The 16,139-nt window shown below is 52.6% G+C and carries 16 protein-coding genes and 1 pseudogene; 10 read left to right on the top strand and 7 right to left on the bottom strand.

The features are described from left to right. Positions 1-147 precede the first annotated feature (147 nt). A complete protein-coding gene (gene msrA, locus BZJ18_RS06525) occupies positions 148-786 on the top strand; it encodes a peptide-methionine (S)-S-oxide reductase MsrA (RefSeq protein ID WP_077455806.1) in 639 nt (212 codons plus the stop codon). A gap of 81 nt (positions 787-867) precedes the next feature. Here the strand turns inward: msrA and BZJ18_RS06520 are convergent, their stop codons facing one another. Beyond that, a complete protein-coding gene (locus BZJ18_RS06520) occupies positions 868-1,074 on the bottom strand; it encodes a DUF1107 domain-containing protein (RefSeq protein ID WP_069589637.1) in 207 nt (68 codons plus the stop codon). Positions 1,075-1,446: 372 nt separating this feature from the next. Here BZJ18_RS06520 and BZJ18_RS06515 point away from each other — a divergent pair, with 372 nt between their 5' ends. The 7 genes from BZJ18_RS06515 to BZJ18_RS06490 all read left to right on the top strand — a co-directional run bounded on the left by BZJ18_RS06515 (position 1,447) and on the right by BZJ18_RS06490 (position 6,804). After that, complete coding sequence (locus BZJ18_RS06515; protein WP_077455805.1) at positions 1,447-2,004, top strand: YtfJ family protein; 558 nt, start codon at positions 1,447-1,449, stop codon at positions 2,002-2,004. A 96-nt stretch (positions 2,005-2,100) separates the two neighbouring features. Beyond that, positions 2,101-2,388, top strand: a complete 288-nt coding sequence (locus BZJ18_RS17060; protein ID WP_108743126.1) for a DUF2607 family protein — start codon at positions 2,101-2,103, stop codon at positions 2,386-2,388. Positions 2,389-2,413: 25 nt separating this feature from the next. Continuing rightward, positions 2,414-3,169, top strand: coding sequence for a ZrgA family zinc uptake protein (locus BZJ18_RS06510; RefSeq protein ID WP_077455804.1), 756 nt, complete (start codon positions 2,414-2,416; stop codon positions 3,167-3,169). Positions 3,170-3,209: 40 nt separating this feature from the next. Further along, positions 3,210-3,905: an ABC transporter ATP-binding protein gene (locus BZJ18_RS06505; protein ID WP_077455803.1), complete on the top strand. Its 696-nt coding sequence runs from the start codon at positions 3,210-3,212 to the stop codon at positions 3,903-3,905. Continuing rightward, positions 3,902-5,161, top strand: a complete 1,260-nt coding sequence (locus tag BZJ18_RS06500) for an ABC transporter permease (RefSeq protein WP_077455802.1) — start codon at positions 3,902-3,904, stop codon at positions 5,159-5,161. The genes BZJ18_RS06505 and BZJ18_RS06500 overlap by 4 nt, the downstream gene beginning before the upstream one ends. Before the next feature lie 3 nt (positions 5,162-5,164). Next, a complete protein-coding gene (locus BZJ18_RS06495) occupies positions 5,165-5,662 on the top strand; it encodes a DUF3299 domain-containing protein (RefSeq protein ID WP_077455801.1) in 498 nt (165 codons plus the stop codon). Between the two features lie 239 nt (positions 5,663-5,901). Beyond that, a complete protein-coding gene (locus BZJ18_RS06490; protein WP_077455800.1) occupies positions 5,902-6,804 on the top strand; it encodes a TIGR03899 family protein in 903 nt (300 codons plus the stop codon). On the opposite strand, the gene cysC is transcribed toward BZJ18_RS06490, so the two are convergent. The 5 genes from cysC to cysG are packed head-to-tail and all read right to left on the bottom strand — an operon-like array spanning position 6,801 to position 12,990. Beyond that, positions 6,801-7,427, bottom strand: a complete 627-nt coding sequence (gene cysC, locus BZJ18_RS06485) for an adenylyl-sulfate kinase (RefSeq protein ID WP_077455799.1) — start codon at positions 7,425-7,427, stop codon at positions 6,801-6,803. The two genes, BZJ18_RS06490 and cysC, sit on opposite strands and share 4 nt — an antisense overlap. A gap of 34 nt (positions 7,428-7,461) precedes the next feature. Continuing rightward, positions 7,462-9,204 (bottom strand): SLC13 family permease, encoded by a 1,743-nt coding sequence (locus tag BZJ18_RS06480; RefSeq protein ID WP_077455798.1) that lies wholly within the window; start codon positions 9,202-9,204, stop codon positions 7,462-7,464. A gap of 3 nt (positions 9,205-9,207) precedes the next feature. Next, the gene (cysN, locus tag BZJ18_RS06475) at positions 9,208-10,632 is read right to left on the bottom strand and encodes a sulfate adenylyltransferase subunit CysN (RefSeq protein ID WP_077455797.1); all 1,425 of its coding nucleotides are present in this window, start codon (positions 10,630-10,632) and stop codon (positions 9,208-9,210) included. A 9-nt stretch (positions 10,633-10,641) separates the two neighbouring features. Beyond that, positions 10,642-11,550, bottom strand: a complete 909-nt coding sequence (cysD, locus tag BZJ18_RS06470; RefSeq protein WP_077455796.1) for a sulfate adenylyltransferase subunit CysD — start codon at positions 11,548-11,550, stop codon at positions 10,642-10,644. Positions 11,551-11,562: 12 nt separating this feature from the next. Continuing rightward, positions 11,563-12,990 (bottom strand): siroheme synthase CysG, encoded by a 1,428-nt coding sequence (gene cysG / locus BZJ18_RS06465; protein ID WP_077455795.1) that lies wholly within the window; start codon positions 12,988-12,990, stop codon positions 11,563-11,565. A 296-nt stretch (positions 12,991-13,286) separates the two neighbouring features. Here cysG and BZJ18_RS06460 point away from each other — a divergent pair, with 296 nt between their 5' ends. Then, a complete protein-coding gene (locus BZJ18_RS06460) occupies positions 13,287-15,251 on the top strand; it encodes a bifunctional 2',3'-cyclic-nucleotide 2'-phosphodiesterase/3'-nucleotidase (protein ID WP_077455794.1) in 1,965 nt (654 codons plus the stop codon). A 78-nt stretch (positions 15,252-15,329) separates the two neighbouring features. Then, the gene (locus BZJ18_RS17355) at positions 15,330-15,782 is read left to right on the top strand and encodes a GNAT family N-acetyltransferase (RefSeq protein WP_077455793.1); all 453 of its coding nucleotides are present in this window, start codon (positions 15,330-15,332) and stop codon (positions 15,780-15,782) included. Positions 15,783-15,871: 89 nt separating this feature from the next. On the opposite strand, the pseudogene BZJ18_RS06450 reads toward BZJ18_RS17355, so the two are convergent. After that, positions 15,872-16,139 (bottom strand): annotated as a pseudogene (locus BZJ18_RS06450) (methyl-accepting chemotaxis protein); the annotation flags it as partial.

Below are 16,139 nucleotides of genomic sequence, written 5' to 3'. Positions count from 1 at the left end.
ATTGATGATATCTTGCCATATTACGTGTTGAGCGGGGCAGGATGCCAGCATCATGTCGATGACAAGGTGCGGAATCCATGCCTGTACGCCAACCCACTGACGCGCACAGCAGTCCGCTTTGCGCTTTTACACCACAGCAGTCAAAGGATGCCTATGTCGATGCAATCTTCCTTTACCCAACCCGAGAATGCGATAGCCGATCGCACCGACCCGATTGTTCCAGCCGAACCGCACGCGGTATTTAATCAGCCTATCACGGCCACCCCCGCGGCCGGTCAAAAACAGGTTATTTTTGGCATGGGCTGTTTTTGGGGTGCCGAACGTAAATGGTGGCAACAGCCGGGTGTCGTGATGACCTCGGTCGGATACAGTGGCGGCGTCACCCAACATCCGCGTTATCAAGACGTATGCACGGGACAAACCGGCCATGCCGAAGTGGTCAATGTGATTTTCGACCCGTCCGTGGTGAGTTTAGACACCCTACTGGCGGTGTTCTGGGAAAACCACGATCCGACCCAAGGCATGCGTCAAGGCAATGACATTGGCCCGCAATATCGTTCGGCGATTTACTATTGTGATCCGGCGGACCAAGCCAGCGTCGAGGCAAGTCTGGCAACCTATCAAGCGGCATTGAGAGAGGCCGGCAAGCCCGATGCAGTCACCACTGAGATCGCAACGGCTGGCGCTTACTACTTCGCAGAAACTGACCACCAGCAGTACCTGCACAAAAATCCACAAGGCTACTGCGGCTTGGGTGGCACAGGTGTGTGTTTCCCACCACAATAAGCCTTTGGCAATTAACCACTGCTAAATGGCTAGGCATAAAAAAACACGTCCGTTTGGACGTGTTTTTCAGTGTGGCGATGTTTATGCGGTAATGGCCATGGCTTTAATTTCTTTATTCACCTCAGTCATCACCGACAGTGCACGTCTATCACTATGCCCGGGCGGCAGTAAACGTCCACCATCAAATTCAAACGCGCCTACACCTTCAATATAGAGTCGGCCCTTAAAAAATCGTTTCACATACCGCGCAATCTGGGTTGGCCGATATTGACGAAAGATTCTAAGCATAAGGATCCCTTTCTTGTTCTCAAAGTCTGTCTAAGCAGACCGAAACGGCAATTCATTTCTTTCACAGCCACGATGACCGTATGATATTGCCACCTTGGAGCGCCGCATATTATCTGGCAATCTCCGCGTATAAAGCTAAGCAAGCAAAGTGCCACCTCAATAAGATGGCAATCACAGCATTAGAGCCTGCTAGCGAACAGAAGTTCCCGATTTAGATAAATACGTTTTGCAGCGTAAGTTCGATCGACGCAGAAAAGTCCGATCTTGCGCACGGATTAACCTTTGCCACTTGGCACAACTCACCGTCTGGCGTAACCATAGATAACTTGGCACCTGATGCCAAATAATGACCACAGACATGGATGATAAAGAATGAAAAAGACCACCCTACTTGCTCTCACCTTTGCGCTATTCACAGGCACCAGTTGGGCGCATACGATCCAAAATGGTGCACCTTTACCTTCAGCCAAAGTCGCCGAGCACGGCGAGCTGACCTTGAATGGCGACGATATTGTTTATCAAGCTTGGCAAACCGAACAACTGCCGGGCAAAGTACGCGTGATCCAAGCCATCGCCGGACGCAGCAGCGCCAAAGAAATGAATGCCCCCTTGATGGAAGCCATCACCGCCGCAGACTTTGACGATGCTCGCTACCAAACCACCACCATCATTAATCAAGATGATGCGATTTGGGGCACAGGCGGTTTTGTCAAATCTTCAGCAGAAGACAGTAAGCGAGATTTTAGTTGGTCCTCAATTGTGCTCGACGAAAACGGCAGTGTCGCAAAGGCGTGGCGCTTAAAAGAAGAAAGCTCGCTGATCGCGGTACTCGACGACCAAGGCACGGTGCGTTTTGTCAAAGAAGGCAAATTAAGTCCCGACGAAGTGAACCAAGTGATTAGCTTAGTGACTCAACTGGTCAATCAATAGTGCCATGCGCGGGCAAAGCCCGCGTTTTTCAACACTTGGCGTCGATGGTTATAATTGTTATGTTATTACATTACTTTTGAAGGTGTGGATGCCTGCATGACTCGGCCATTGATCGTCCATTTGCTGTTGATTGTCATACTCAGCCAATCTGGGCTGTGGGCGTGTCATCACCTCGATACCTTCACGCCCACACATCACAGCGAACATTGCAGCCTCTGTCATTTGGCGCCTCCCGCACTGATCGCGTATGCGACCTCAGCGCCTGCCCCCACTTATGTCGTCAACGAGATTATTGCACTCTCAAAGCCAGCTCAGGCTTACCACATCGCCATTGCCTTTTCGGCACGCGACCCTCCTCGTCGAATAAATACCGTAATGATTTAACCCATTTATTCACTAGGAGAACCCAATGAAAACGCGTTTTTTACCCAATGTTATCGCCATGGCTATCGCAACCGCGTCCACAGCCACATTTGCTGACGAAGCCAACTATCAGTCGTTCGATGCCCATGTGCACGGTGAAGTCACCGCAAGTCTTGCCCAAGACGGTGAGCGCGTGCTGATTGAATTGACCGCGCCCGGCCATGATGTGGTTGGGTTTGAGCACCACCCTAAAAACGCCAAGGATCAGCAAACGCTCGAAGATGCTTATGCACTACTGCGTGATGGCGGGAAACGCTTCCAGCTTGCTGAAGCGGCGAATTGCCAGCTGGTCGACGTCAAGGTAACGAGCAGCTTTGAAGACCATGACCACAAGCATGAGCATGAGCATGAGCATGAGCATGAGCACAATAGCATTCACGGTGAAGATGGCGAAGATGGCCACGCCCATCGGGACGGTCGCGATGGCCGAGACGGCAAAGATGCTCATCATGAGGATCATGGTGACCACAATGATCACAGCCACCATGCGCATGAGGGCCATCATGATCACGACAAGCATGGTGATCACCATGACGATCATCATGGGCATGATCACGGTAACCACAACACCTTATCGGCAAACTACCAATTCGTTTGCCAAAACCCGCAAGCTTTCACCGAATTGCAAACTGATTGGTTTAGCCTATTCCCCAACACAGAAACCATCAAAATTCAGGCCTTTACTGATGACAAGGTCTGGGTCGAAACCTTGAATCGTGCCAAGTCGCACATCCAGTGGTAGTGAACAAGGAGGCGGGGCGCATCCAGCGCCCCTGTCAGGCATGATAACCATCGAACAACTACGTTTTACGTGGCCAGCTCAGCCGCAACCGATCTTAGATATCGATAGCTTTGCGGTCGGTGAGGGCGAGCATGTATTTTTAAAAGGCCCTAGTGGCAGCGGGAAATCCACGCTACTGAGCCTGATTGCAGGTATTCATACCCCGCAATCGGGAACACTGACGGTCAATCATCAAGCGCTAACCGCACTGAATGATCGCCAACGGGATCAATTCCGTGCTAATCATATTGGTTATATTTTTCAGCAATTTAATCTGCTGCCCTATTTATCGGTGATTGATAATGTCACCGTCCCGCTGCGCTTTTCTCACACGCGGCGTCAGGCACTTAGCCAACCGGCACACCAAGAGGCCGCCTATTTACTCGATAAGCTTGGTCTTCCCGCACACTGTTACCATCAGCCGGTGACTGCGCTGAGTATCGGCCAGCAACAGCGGGTCGCCGCGGCACGGGCATTAATTGGGGCACCGGCGTTAATTATCGCTGACGAGCCGACCTCTGCGCTCGATGCGGACACCCGCAATACCTTTATTCAGTTGCTTCAAGACCGCTGCCGGGAAGCCAACAGCAGCTTATTGTTTGTCAGCCATGACAGCCAATTGGCGCCCTTATTTGACCGCGATGTCTCGCTTCCTGCGCTTAATCGTGCCATACATCGCGAGGAGGCTAACCAATGATTTCACTGTTAGGATTGGCAGGGCAAAGCCTCAAGAATCGCCGCGCCACCGCACTGCTTTCTTTGCTGACCGTCACCATTGCCGTGGTGCTCTTGCTCGGGGTGGAAAAGGTGCGCACCCAAGCCAAAGCCAGCTTTGCCAATACCATCTCCAACACCGATTTAATTGTCGGCGCCCGCTCCGGCCCCATCAATTTACTGCTCTATTCCGTGTTTCGAATCGGTAACGCCACCAACAATATCGGTTGGGACAGTTACCAGCGCCTTGGTGAGCATCCGGATGTGAGTTGGACCATCCCTATTTCACTGGGGGACTCTCATCGAGGTTTTCGCGTGGTTGGTACCACCAATGATTACTTTGACCATTACCAGTATGGTCAAAAGCAGCCACTGGCCTTTCGCCAGGGTGGCCCATTTTCCGGCTTATTTGATACCGTGATTGGCGCCCAAGTGGCGAAAGAGCTGGGATACAAGATGGGCGATAGTCTGGTCATTGCCCATGGACTAGCCGACAAAGGCTTTAATCAGCATGACAACCTGCCCTTTACGGTCACTGGGATCTTGGCCCCCACAGGCACTCCCGTCGACCGTAGCGTGCATGTGTCGCTTGAAGCCATCGAAGCGATTCATGTCGGCTGGGAAAGTGGCGCACGACTCGGCCAAGGCCTGACCCAAGCGCAAGCGCAACAACGCGAGCTGCAACCGGAGCAACTCACCGCGGTGATGGTGGGCTTGAAAAGCAAAATCAAAACCTTCGCTGTCCAACGTTGGGTCAACACCTATCCACGCGAACCGTTAACCGCCATCATGCCTGGCATTGCCTTGCACGAGCTATGGAGCATGATGCGAGTTGGCGAACAAGCCCTGCTGGTGATCTCTGGCTTTGTGGCCGTCGCGGGGCTGTTGGGTATGCTCTCAAGCCTGCTCACTAGCTTGAACGAACGTCGACGAGAAATGGCAATCTTACGTGCGATGGGCGCGCGCCCTTTGCATATTATTTTGCTTTTGGTCAGTGAGGCGGTTGCGATCACCCTTGCGGGTATCGTCGTTGGCGTGCTCCTACTTTATGGTGGACTCGCGTTGACACAACCCTATATTCTCAGTGAATTTGGCTTGTTCTTGCCACTCGACTGGCCGTCTTCTTACGAGCTATCACTGATGGCCGGTGTATTGGTCGCTGGCTTTATCGTGGGATTAATTCCGGCTTGGCGCGCCTACCGACAGGCGCTCGCCGATGGCATGACAATTAAGGTATAACAGATGAAAAAACGAATAATGCTCGGGCTTATTGCCTTACTGAGCGGTGTGTTGAGCTCGCCTTCGTGGGCGAGCAATGAACCACTCAAACTGGATTGGATTGATTTGGTTCCTGAGCACGAACGTGCTCAATTCGATAGTCGGGGTATGCCAGAAATCAATCACGACGGTGAAAACCCGCAAAGCTTGGTTGGCTCGGTTCGCCCAGAGCTCAATAACAGCCAAGTCAAAATTCCCGGCTTTGTGATCCCACTGGAAGGCGACGATAAAGTAGTCACGGAATTCCTAATGGTGCCCTTTCTTGGCGCCTGTATTCATGTTCCACCCCCACCCCCGAATCAGATAATTTATGTAAAGTTTGCTGGCGGTGCGCCGATTCAACAGTTATGGGATGTGGTTTATGTCGAAGGCACGCTGAAAACCGAACATGTCAGCCATGACTTGGCAGAAGTGGGTTATGTGCTACAAGGCACACAATTAACTGACTACGACGACGAATAAATCCCTATCAATCAGTGAGCCCGATCGGCGCACACGATGTTGTCAGACAATATAATGAGACAAGRTCGCCAGTGCGCCAATGTACACGGCAATCAACAGCAGATTGATGGGGTTGAGTTTTTGCTTACGCACACGCATCCCTACACTTGATTGTTAACGCTCATAATGTTAACAAATTTAATCTTTAATTAACATATTTGCCAGCATTAAATTTTGCTGACAATCAGTGTGAGACGCGCATGGCAGAGCAAGACAAACCCGTAGTCATCGATGCCCATCCCGATAAACGGCAACATCAGGAACATAATTGTAAAGAAGACGCTGACCTACGTGGCAGTAAAGGGCGGCTAAAAGCGATTGCCAGTGAGTATCACGTCGATGCGCGCCTGCAAGAGGTCGAACAAGAAGATCTCGCTCATCGCAGTGCCAACCGACAACGCCATGTGATGCAAAAGCAGCAAGCGAATCTCGAAGCCATCATCGCGCTCACCTACGATCAATGTCACAGCGAAACCGCCCACACTCCCGACCCTGATTGGCTGGTTCGCTTTTTCGATTTAGCCCGTAATATTCACGGCCACGCGATGCAGCAATTGTGGGCGAAAATCCTCAAACAAGAAATGCTCCGCCCCGGCAGCACCTCGATTAAAGCCCTGACCATTCTCGAAACCATGACGCAACGTGAAGCRCAAGCACTGCAACGCGCTTGTGCTTTATCCAGCACGTTTGGGCAAGACAGCACTAAAAAGCTAGTCACCGGTTTTCGCCGTCGCCAAGGTTTGGTACAACTGCTACGCCCAGAGCCGCCCCATAAGCTTTCGCTGGGTCACTATCAACTGTCTTATACCGACTTAATGCTATTGATGGACTTGGGGCTGATCCTGCGCACTGAGCTCGAATCCGGTGTGATTGAAATGCAACCAGCGATGCCGTTTAAATTGCAAGACACCCAATACATGCTCACCCCACTCCACAAAGGGATGCGTCTTTATTACTACCGCTTTAGTCCCACCGGCCATGAGCTGGCAAAACTGGTCGGTAAACGCGTGCATCCCGATTACCACCACGCCATTTGTGAGTTGCTCGCCGAAGGCTTTGAGATGCACAGCGATGTGGGTGATACGGTCAACACTCACGCTTAATCTGACGGGCGCAACACCCCGCGCTCACGCAGTACGTGAAAACAGGTCGCCACATGCTCGGCGACGCTGTGATCACCGCTTAAATGGATAGCCGGTGTTTGCGGTGGTTCATAATCTGACGATATGCCGGTAAACGCAGGGATCTCGCCAGCGCGCGCTTTTTTGTACAGCCCTTTTGGATCGCGCTGCTCGCACACCGCCAGCGGCGTATCGACAAAGACTTCGATAAACTGCCCCTTTGGCAAACGCTCGCGCACCATCTCTCGCTCCGCGCGGAATGGTGAGATAAAAGCACTGAGGACAATCAGGCCCGCATCGGTCATCAACTTGGCCACTTCACCAATCCGGCGAATATTCTCGGCTCTGTCCTGATCGGAAAAACCCAGATCGCGACACAATCCATGGCGAATATTATCGCCATCCAGCAAATAGGTATGGTGCCCTTCGGCTACCAAGGCGGCCTCCAACGCACCAGCGATGGTCGATTTGCCCGAGCCAGACAAGCCAGTAAACCAAAGCACGACAGGTTGCTGCTGTTTTTGTTCGCTGCGCTGAGCTTGGTCAACATGATGTTGATGCCAGATCACATTGGGATCGGTTGGCTCAGATACAGTGTCAGTCATGAAAGTCTCCGCTATTTCGTTGGCCACGCCATGATTAAGGGGCCACCGACGTTAAAGGAAAAACAATCGGTAACAGGGTGAGCACCACTGCGGAATACACCACAGATAATGGCAGCCCCAGACGCAAATAATCACGTAGCTGGTAATTGCCCACGCTGTATACCAATAAATTGGTTTGATACCCATAAGGGGAAATAAAACTGGCACTGGCGCCAAACAGCACTGCCATCACAAAGGGCATAGGGTCAACCCCATACCCTAGCGCCAAGCTATAGCCCAGCGGGAAAGCCAGCGCCGCCGCGGCATTGTTGGTGATAAGCTCGGTCAGTAACAAGGTCAGCAAGTACACAGCCACCAGCGCCCCTATCGCGCCTCCTGCGCTAAAGGTCGCCATAAACCAATCACTAAAGCGTGCCGACAGCCCTGACGCCAACATCAGTTGTGCCAATGTCAGCGCCGCGCCGACAATCACCACCACTTCAACCGGAAAGCGGCGTTGTAAATCGTGCAAAGAGATAATGCCGGTGACCAGCAACACCACCAAGTACGCCGCTAAACCATTCAGCAGTGGCATCGGGGTGAGCAAGGCGGCGCCAATCACCGCGACAAATCCCGCCAGTACCGCAACGCTTTTACGCTCGGAAAGACGGGTACTGGCTTCCAAACCATTAAAGAGCACGAATTCACGCCGTAACGCTTGGCTGTCTTGGCGAAAGGTTTTGCCCGGCACCAACACCAGCGTATCGCCGGCATGCAAAGGAATATTGCCCAACCCACCGTCGAGTTTTTCATGGCCGCGGCGAATGGCGACCACCACGGCATCAAAGGTCTCTCGAAATCGGGCGGCTTTGAGGGTTTTGCCACAAATACTGGCGCTGTGGCTCACCACCACCTCAATCAAGTTTTGTCCATCAATGTGATGCTGGCCGAACAAGGTCAAGCCTGGGATCTCTTGCAAGGTTGCGACACTTTCCACATCGCCGGCAAACTGCAACTTGTCACCGGCCAATAACGGCGTATCCGGACACACAGGCGCAATAACGCCGTCTTGACGATGAATTTCGGCCAAGTACAAGCGGCGTAGTGCCCGCAAGCCATTGTCTGCGACACTGCGACCGCATAAGGGGGAGTCGGCGGCCAACCGTGCTTCGAGCACATAGGGCAAGCTCTCTTCTTGTTCACCATCATGGCGTGGCAACCGATAGCTAAACGGGATTAATACCAATAGCCCTGCCACCAATGCAGCAGCACCAATGATCGTTGGGGTAAAAAAGCCCAAACTGGGTAACCCCGCCCGCTCAACAAAGCTGTTCACAATGAGATTGGTGGACGTGCCAATCAGCGTTAGGGTGCCGCCGAGAATGGCGCTGTATGACAATGGGATCAATAGCTGTGAGGGTGAGTGACGTCGGTTGCGCTTGATCGCGCCAATCATGGACACCACTACCGCTGTGTTATTGACCAGCGCCGATAGCAGCGCACTTGAGATACCTAATTTCGCAATCACGGTGGGTAGCGCGCCGTGAGACGCCTGCTGCGCAACCCAGCTGGTCAAATGGGTTTTCTCTAGCGCACAAGAAACCAAAATCAGCAATACTAAGGTCAGCAGTGATGGCGCGGTAAAATTAGCCGTCAGTGCTTCAACCGAGGTGAGCCCGGTTTGGAACGCCACAAACGCAGCCCCCGCAAACAAGAGAACAGGCTTTATTCGAGTGAGCACCAAGCCGGCGACAATCGCCACCAGCAAGGTGAGTACCGTGGTTTCCTGCCAACTCATCGTTTATCCCAGTTGACGCAGATCCCGCGCTTGCCAATGCGGAAAGTGCTTGCGGATCAGCTGGTTTAACTCAAGCTCAAACGCTGAGAACGACGAGGTGGTTTGCGGCTGCGCCTCGGCCACATGACGGATCATGCCCGCGCCGACCGTCACATTGGTGAGACGATCAATCAGGATAAAGCCACCGGTATTCGGGCTATCGTGATAGGTATCCAGCGGCACCGCTTCGCTCAGGGTCAAGGTGCAACGACCTATGCCATTGAGCGGCAAGGTGTCTGCGTCATGAGTATTAAGCGTATTAACATCGACCCCATAGGACAGTGCCTCAACCTGCGCCGAGGTTTTCTTGCTGGCCAACTTAATGTCGTATTCGCGCCCCGGTGCCAGTGGAGTTTGCGTCATCCACACCACGTCGGCGTCAAACCGTTGACCCACCGCCACGTCATCATCCGCTCGCACCAAGAGATCGCCACGCGAGATATCAATTTCTCTATCTAAAGTGAGGGTGACCGCTTGACCGCTAAAGGCAAATTCACGATCACCGTCAAAGGTGACGATGCGCGCGACCTTCGCGGTAAGCCCAGAGGGGAGTACCTTAACCTCATCACCCACATGCAACTCGCCACTGGCAAGGGTGCCCGCGTAACCGCGAAAGTTCAGATCTGGTCGATTGACATACTGCACCGGAAAACGGAACGCGCCCGTCCCGCGCGATTTTTCAATGTCGATGGCTTCTAGCTGGCTGAGCAGCGGCTCGCCTTGATACCACGCCATCGCGTCACTGACATTGACCACATTGTCGCCTTCCAGTGCCGACAAGGGCACCATAGACACCGACAAGCCGGGGTTGAGCTGATCGGCAAACGCCAGATACTGCTCTTGAATTTCATCAAACCGAGCTTGGCTATATGCCACCAAGTCCATCTTGTTCACCGCTACCACAAAATGCTGAATACCCAGCAAGTTAGCGATATACGAGTGGCGACGAGTCTGATCCAAGATGCCGTGGCGCGCGTCGATTAAGATCACCGCCACATCACAGGTCGACGCACCGGTGGCCATATTACGGGTGTACTGCTCATGGCCGGGGGTATCGGCGATGATAAACTTGCGCTTGGAGGTGGAGAAATAGCGATACGCCACATCAATGGTGATCCCCTGCTCGCGCTCGGCTTGTAGGCCGTCTACCAATAGCGCCAGATCCGGTTTCTCGCCCGTGGTGCCAACACGCTGGCTATCGGCATGAACAGCAGCCAGCTGATCTTCATAGATCTGCTGCGAGTCATGCAGCAAGCGGCCAATCAAAGTCGACTTACCATCATCGACAGAGCCACAGGTCAAAAAGCGCAATAAACTTTTGTGTTGATGCTGTTGCAGATAACCCTCAATACCCAGATCGGCCACCTGTTGTTGAATTGCTGGATTCATGACTGCTCCTTAGAAATAACCCTGACGCTTTTTGCGCTCCATGGATCCGGACTGATCGTGGTCGATCGCCCGTCCTTGGCGTTCACTTGAGGTAGCGACCAACATCTCTTCGATGATCTCTGGCAAGGTGGTCGCGGTAGATTCAATCGCCCCGGTAAGCGGGTAACAGCCTAGGGTGCGAAAACGCACCGACTTATGAGTCACGGTTTCCTCAGGCCCAATCGGCATCCGCGCATCATCCACCATGTACAAGGTGCCATCGCGTTCTACCACTGGGCGCTCGGCCGCCAAGTAAAGCGGGACAATATCGATATTTTCCAGATAGATGTATTGCCATATATCGAGCTCAGTCCAGTTGGAGAGCGGAAACACGCGAATACTCTCGCCCGGATTCACTTGACCGTTATAGTTGCGCCACAGCTCTGGCCGTTGGTTTTTCGGATCCCAGCGATGGTTCTTATCGCGGAACGAATAGACACGCTCTTTGGCGCGGGATTTTTCTTCATCCCGACGCGCGCCGCCAAATGCCGCATCAAACTTATGCTGATCCAGCGCCTGCTTCAGCGCTTGGGTTTTCATGATATCGGTATGCTTGTCGGAGCCGTGATCAAAAGGGTTTATCCCCTGAGCCATCCCTTCTGGGTTTTTGTGCACAATCAGATCTAGCCCCAGCTCTTTAGCGGTGCGATCGCGAAAGGCAATCATGTCGCGAAACTTCCAGTCGGTATCGACATGCAACAGTGGAAACGGGATCTTTCCAGGGTAAAAAGCTTTGCGCGCCAAATGCAGCATCACTGACGAGTCTTTGCCAATCGAATACAGCATCACGGGGTTATCAAACTCCGCCGCGACTTCCCGCAGTATATGAATGCTCTCGGCTTCTAACTGCTGGAGGTGAGTGAGTGTTTTTGCATCCATCCTAACTATCCTTTAAGCGAAGTTAACCACAGCGGTGGGGGCTTGCGTGGGGTCGGCATCGCTTACCGCGCGCCCCTCGCCAAACCATGTCAGCTGACCGGCGAGTGCCGCCACTTCACCCACCACGATAAGCGCGGGTGATGCGGCTTGCTCTGCCAGCGACGGTAAATTGTTGAGTTGACCGGTAAAGACTTTCTGCTCCGGACGCGTACCGTTTTCAATCACCGCCACGGGGGTGTCCGGCGATCGACCATGGGCAATCAGTTGGTTTTGAATATGGGCCGATTTCATCAAGCCCATATAGATCACCAAGGTCTGACGCGGGCGGGCTAACGTCGCCCACTCCAAGGTGTCTTGTTCTTTTTTCAAATGACCGGTAATAAACAGCGCGGTCTGGGCATGATCGCGATGGGTGAGCGGAATACCGGCATAGGCCGTCGCCCCTGCCGCCGCAGTAATCCCGGGTACCACTTGAAACGAGACACCAGCGTTGGCAAGGGTTTGTAATTCCTCACCACCACGGCCAAACATGAAAGGATCGCCCCCTTTTAAGCGCACCACCCGTTTTCCGGCTTGAGCATGCTCGACCAACAGGCGATTAATGTCGTCTTGGCTAACACTGTGGTAGCTCGCCCGTTTGCCCACACAAATCAGCTCCGCGTCTCGGCGGCACAGTTCCATAATCGGTTCAGCCACCAAGTAGTCGTAAAGCACCACATCGGCTTGCTGCATCAATTGCAACGCACGCAAGGTCAATAACCCAGGATCCCCTGGCCCGGCGCCAATCAACGCCACCTCTCCTTGGGTGGTGATTTGTCCGCTAAGCTGCTCCAGCGCTTGCTCGGCTTGCTGGTGTTTGCCCGCCGCGACTAAATCGGCAAACCGCCCACTAAAAGCGGCCTCCCAGAATTTGCGCCGCCCCGTTAAGGTCGGAATGCGCGCTTTCAGTTTGTCGCGAAATGCACCCGCCATTGCCGCCATCTTGCCAATATGCTGAGGCACCAGGGTTTCAATTTTTTCACGTAGCATCCGCGCCAATACTGGCGCTTTACCGCCCGATGAAATGGCAATAATGATGGGGGAGCGATCAACCAAGGAAGGAACAATAAAGCTGCATTTAGGGGTGTCATCAACGACATTGACCAAGATATTGCGGCTATCAGCGGCGGTGGAGACCAGCTCATTGACGAGGGTATTGTCAGTCGCCGCAATCGCCAGCATCTTTCCGTCCAGATGTTCGGGACGAAACGCCTCACGCAATACCGTCAGCTTTCCTTGCGCTTGCGCCTCCGCAATTTCACGGTCGACGTCAGGGGCAACCACAGTGACGGCCGCGCCCACCTTGAGCAACATGCGCGTTTTGCGCCATGCGACTTCGCCGCCACCTACCACGAGGCAAGGACGATGTTTAAGCTGAGCAAAGAGGGGGAGATAATCCATGATCGCGCATTCCCTTGATGACAATGCAGCCACTATATCGCCCAGCAAATATTACATGAAATTCTATAAATTCATTTTTTATTCTTTTTTGTGATTAAAAGTCGTGTATTTATCCGCTGAAAATCCTCACGTCCATCTACCACGCAATGATGACGGTCTCAAAATGCCGCTTTCATCAACACTCAATTCCGACAAAATGACAGAAGCCGATCAAGGCCACAGCTTTTGTCATAATGTAAGTTGCATAATGGCGCCGCTTGATACCTGACGCACACTTTTTTACTGGAGATTTTATTATGCGTTTGATGCCTTCTGCGGTCGCTTCAGCGGTAGTTGCCGGTCTGCTTGCTGCCTCTGGCAGTGCCTTTGCCGACACCGTTAACCTACGTGTGATTGAAACCACCGACATTCACACCAACGTGATGGACTACGACTACTACAAAAACAAGCCCTCGCAAAAAATCGGCTTGGTCCGCGCCGCCACTGTGGTGAAACAAGCGCGTGATGAGGCACAAAATGCCCTTTTGGTCGATAATGGCGACCTGTTGCAAGGCAGCCCAATGGGCGATTACATGGCCAGCAAAGGTATCAAACCCGGTGAGGTGCACCCTGTATATAAAGCGATGAACTTGCTCGATTATGAAGTGGGTAACATCGGTAACCATGAGTTCAACTACGGCTTAGCGTTCTTAAAAGAGTCGATTAATGACGCCAACTTCCCGTATATCAACGCCAACGTATTTGATGCAGAGACTGGCGAGCATTACTTTGACCCGTATTTAATTAAAGAATACCAACTCAAAGATGAAGACGGTGACAGCCACACCATAAAAGTCGGTTACATTGGCTTTGTCCCGCCTCAGATCATGACGTGGGACAAAGCCAATCTTGAAGGCAAAGTGATTGCCAAAGACATTAAGCAAACCGCTGAAAAGCTTGTTCCAGAGATGAAAGCCAAAGGCGCGGACGTAGTGGTCGCTATTCCACACTCTGGCGTCTCTCAAGCACCCTATAAAGCGATGGCTGAAGACTCGGTCTATTACCTCTCAGAAGTCGATGGCATTGACGCGATTGCCTTTGGTCACTCACACGCGGTATTCCCAAGCGATGATTTTGCCAATATTCCCGGTGCCGATATTGAAAAGGGCACCATCAATGGCGTGGCCAGTGTGATGGCCGGTCGCTGGGGTAGCCATGTCGGCGTGATAGATTTGAAGCTCGAGCAAGTCGATGGTCAGTGGCAAGTGGTGGATAGTGAAGCGCATGCTCGCCCGATCTTTGATCGGACCAGCGGAAAAGCGTTGGTCGATGCCGACAAAACCCTGCTCAACGCCGTTGAAAAAGACCACAATGCCACTCGTGAGTTCGTTAATCAGCCAATTGGCCAAGCCAATGATGTGATGTACTCCTATTTGGCTTTGCTCCAAGACGACCCCACCGTACAGATTGTTAACTTGGCACAGCAAGACTATGTCGAGCGTATGATCCAAGGCGATCCCGACTTAGCAGAGCTGCCGGTACTGTCTGCTGCTGCGCCTTTTAAGGCCGGTGGTCGCAAAAACGATCCGAGCAACTTTACCGAAGTGGAAGCCGGCCAACTGACCTTCCGTAACGCCGCCGATCTTTACCTGTATCCAAATACCTTGGTCGCACTGAAAGTATCTGGCGCCGAACTCACCCAATGGCTGGAGTGCAGCGCTGGCCAATTTAACCAAATCGACCCCAATGCGAAGCAACCTCAGACGCTTGTGAACTGGGACGGATTCCGTACTTACAACTTTGATGTGATTGACGGGGTAGAGTACCAAATTGATATTACTCAACCTGCTCGTTACGACGGCGATTGTAATGAAGTGAATCCAGACGCATCACGCATCGTCAATCTCACCTATCAAGGCAAACCGGTTGACCCCGAGCAAACCTTCTTGGTCGCTACCAACAACTATCGCGCTTATGGGGCGAAGTTCCCGGGCACCGGCAGCGATCATATTGCCTTTGCCGCGCCGGATGAAAACCGCACCGTGGTCGCCAACTACATCAGCCGCGTAAGTGATGAAAAAGGCCAAGTCACGGTGAGTGCTGACAACAACTGGTCCATCGCCCCAATAAAAGGCGATGCCATCGTGCACTTTGAAACCTCACCCAGCGAGAAAGCCGCGCAATTTATTGAGCAAAAAGGCCGCTGGGCGATGACGAAAGCCGGTAAAGATGACGTTGGCTTCGCGGTCTATCGCGTCGATTTAAGCCAACCTCGCCCATAAATAGCCTGCACAATAAATAGTCTTTGAATACCGCAGCTTGTCTGCGGTATTTTTTATCTTTAATCAGGAGGACGTCGTATGGAATGGCAACGGGCAACCTTTGACACACTGGATACTCGCACTTTATTCACATTGATGAAATTGCGTGTCGATGTGTTTGTGGTCGAGCAGGCGTGTGCTTACCCAGAGCTAGACACACATGATACCGCACCAGATACTGTGCATTTACTGGGCTGGCTGAATGGTGAGCTAGCCGCTTATGCCCGTATTCTCGCACCGGGCGCGAGTTACGCTGGAAGCAGCATTGGCCGCGTGATCATTGCCCCCGCACATCGCAGCGGGCGATGGGGGCATCAGCTCATCCGCCAAGCCATTCAAATATGCCAACAGCAATGGCCCGAGCAAGACATCGAAATAGGCGCTCAAGCTCACCTACAACACTTTTACCAAAAGCACGGTTTTGTGGTCTTTTCCGAGCCCTATCTAGAAGATGGGATCCCACATATTGATATGCGTCTTTGCGCCCCATAAAAAAATCCCGCGACAGTGCGCGGGATTTTTTGTCTAGGCAAATAACAAGCGTGTTGAGTTCATCTGTTTCTTTGCAAGCGTCCGTGGCGTTATTTGGTCAAACGGAAGCGCTGCATAGTCGTTTGCAGTGAATGCGCCAACTGGCTGAGCTCGCTACAGGCTTGCGCGGTTTGATCCGCACCACCCGCCACTTCTTGTGACGAATCGTTGATGCGCTCAATGTTGCGGCTTAGCTCATCGGCAACCGAGTCTTGCTCACCACAAGCACTCGCAATCTGCATGCCCATATCGGCAATGTTCTCAACCGATGTTTCGATGCCACGGATCAATTGCTGCGCTTGGCTACCTTGCTCCACA

It is taken from the genome of Salinivibrio sp. IB872 (assembly GCF_001995345.1).
Lineage (GTDB): Bacteria > Pseudomonadota > Gammaproteobacteria > Enterobacterales > Vibrionaceae > Salinivibrio > Salinivibrio proteolyticus.
Note: the sequence above shows the minus strand (reverse complement) of the source record. Positions and strands in the feature narration are given on the sequence as shown.

What these genes read in the sequence shown, in the direction of transcription:
- msrA (WP_077455806.1), top strand. Translation starts at nt 148, where the DNA reads ATGCCTATGTCGATGCAATCTTCCTTTACCCAACCCGAGAATGCGATA.
- BZJ18_RS06520 (WP_069589637.1), bottom strand. Translation starts at nt 1,074, where the DNA reads ATGCTTAGAATCTTTCGTCAATATCGGCCAACCCAGATTGCGCGGTAT.
- BZJ18_RS06515 (WP_077455805.1), top strand. Translation starts at nt 1,447, where the DNA reads ATGAAAAAGACCACCCTACTTGCTCTCACCTTTGCGCTATTCACAGGC.
- BZJ18_RS17060 (WP_108743126.1), top strand. Translation starts at nt 2,101, where the DNA reads ATGACTCGGCCATTGATCGTCCATTTGCTGTTGATTGTCATACTCAGC.
- BZJ18_RS06510 (WP_077455804.1), top strand. Translation starts at nt 2,414, where the DNA reads ATGAAAACGCGTTTTTTACCCAATGTTATCGCCATGGCTATCGCAACC.
- BZJ18_RS06505 (WP_077455803.1), top strand. Translation starts at nt 3,210, where the DNA reads ATGATAACCATCGAACAACTACGTTTTACGTGGCCAGCTCAGCCGCAA.
- BZJ18_RS06500 (WP_077455802.1), top strand. Translation starts at nt 3,902, where the DNA reads ATGATTTCACTGTTAGGATTGGCAGGGCAAAGCCTCAAGAATCGCCGC.
- BZJ18_RS06495 (WP_077455801.1), top strand. Translation starts at nt 5,165, where the DNA reads ATGAAAAAACGAATAATGCTCGGGCTTATTGCCTTACTGAGCGGTGTG.
- cysC (WP_077455799.1), bottom strand. Translation starts at nt 7,427, where the DNA reads ATGACTGACACTGTATCTGAGCCAACCGATCCCAATGTGATCTGGCAT.
- BZJ18_RS06480 (WP_077455798.1), bottom strand. Translation starts at nt 9,204, where the DNA reads ATGAGTTGGCAGGAAACCACGGTACTCACCTTGCTGGTGGCGATTGTC.
- cysN (WP_077455797.1), bottom strand. Translation starts at nt 10,632, where the DNA reads ATGAATCCAGCAATTCAACAACAGGTGGCCGATCTGGGTATTGAGGGT.
- cysD (WP_077455796.1), bottom strand. Translation starts at nt 11,550, where the DNA reads ATGGATGCAAAAACACTCACTCACCTCCAGCAGTTAGAAGCCGAGAGC.
- cysG (WP_077455795.1), bottom strand. Translation starts at nt 12,990, where the DNA reads ATGGATTATCTCCCCCTCTTTGCTCAGCTTAAACATCGTCCTTGCCTC.
- BZJ18_RS06460 (WP_077455794.1), top strand. Translation starts at nt 13,287, where the DNA reads ATGCGTTTGATGCCTTCTGCGGTCGCTTCAGCGGTAGTTGCCGGTCTG.
- BZJ18_RS17355 (WP_077455793.1), top strand. Translation starts at nt 15,330, where the DNA reads ATGGAATGGCAACGGGCAACCTTTGACACACTGGATACTCGCACTTTA.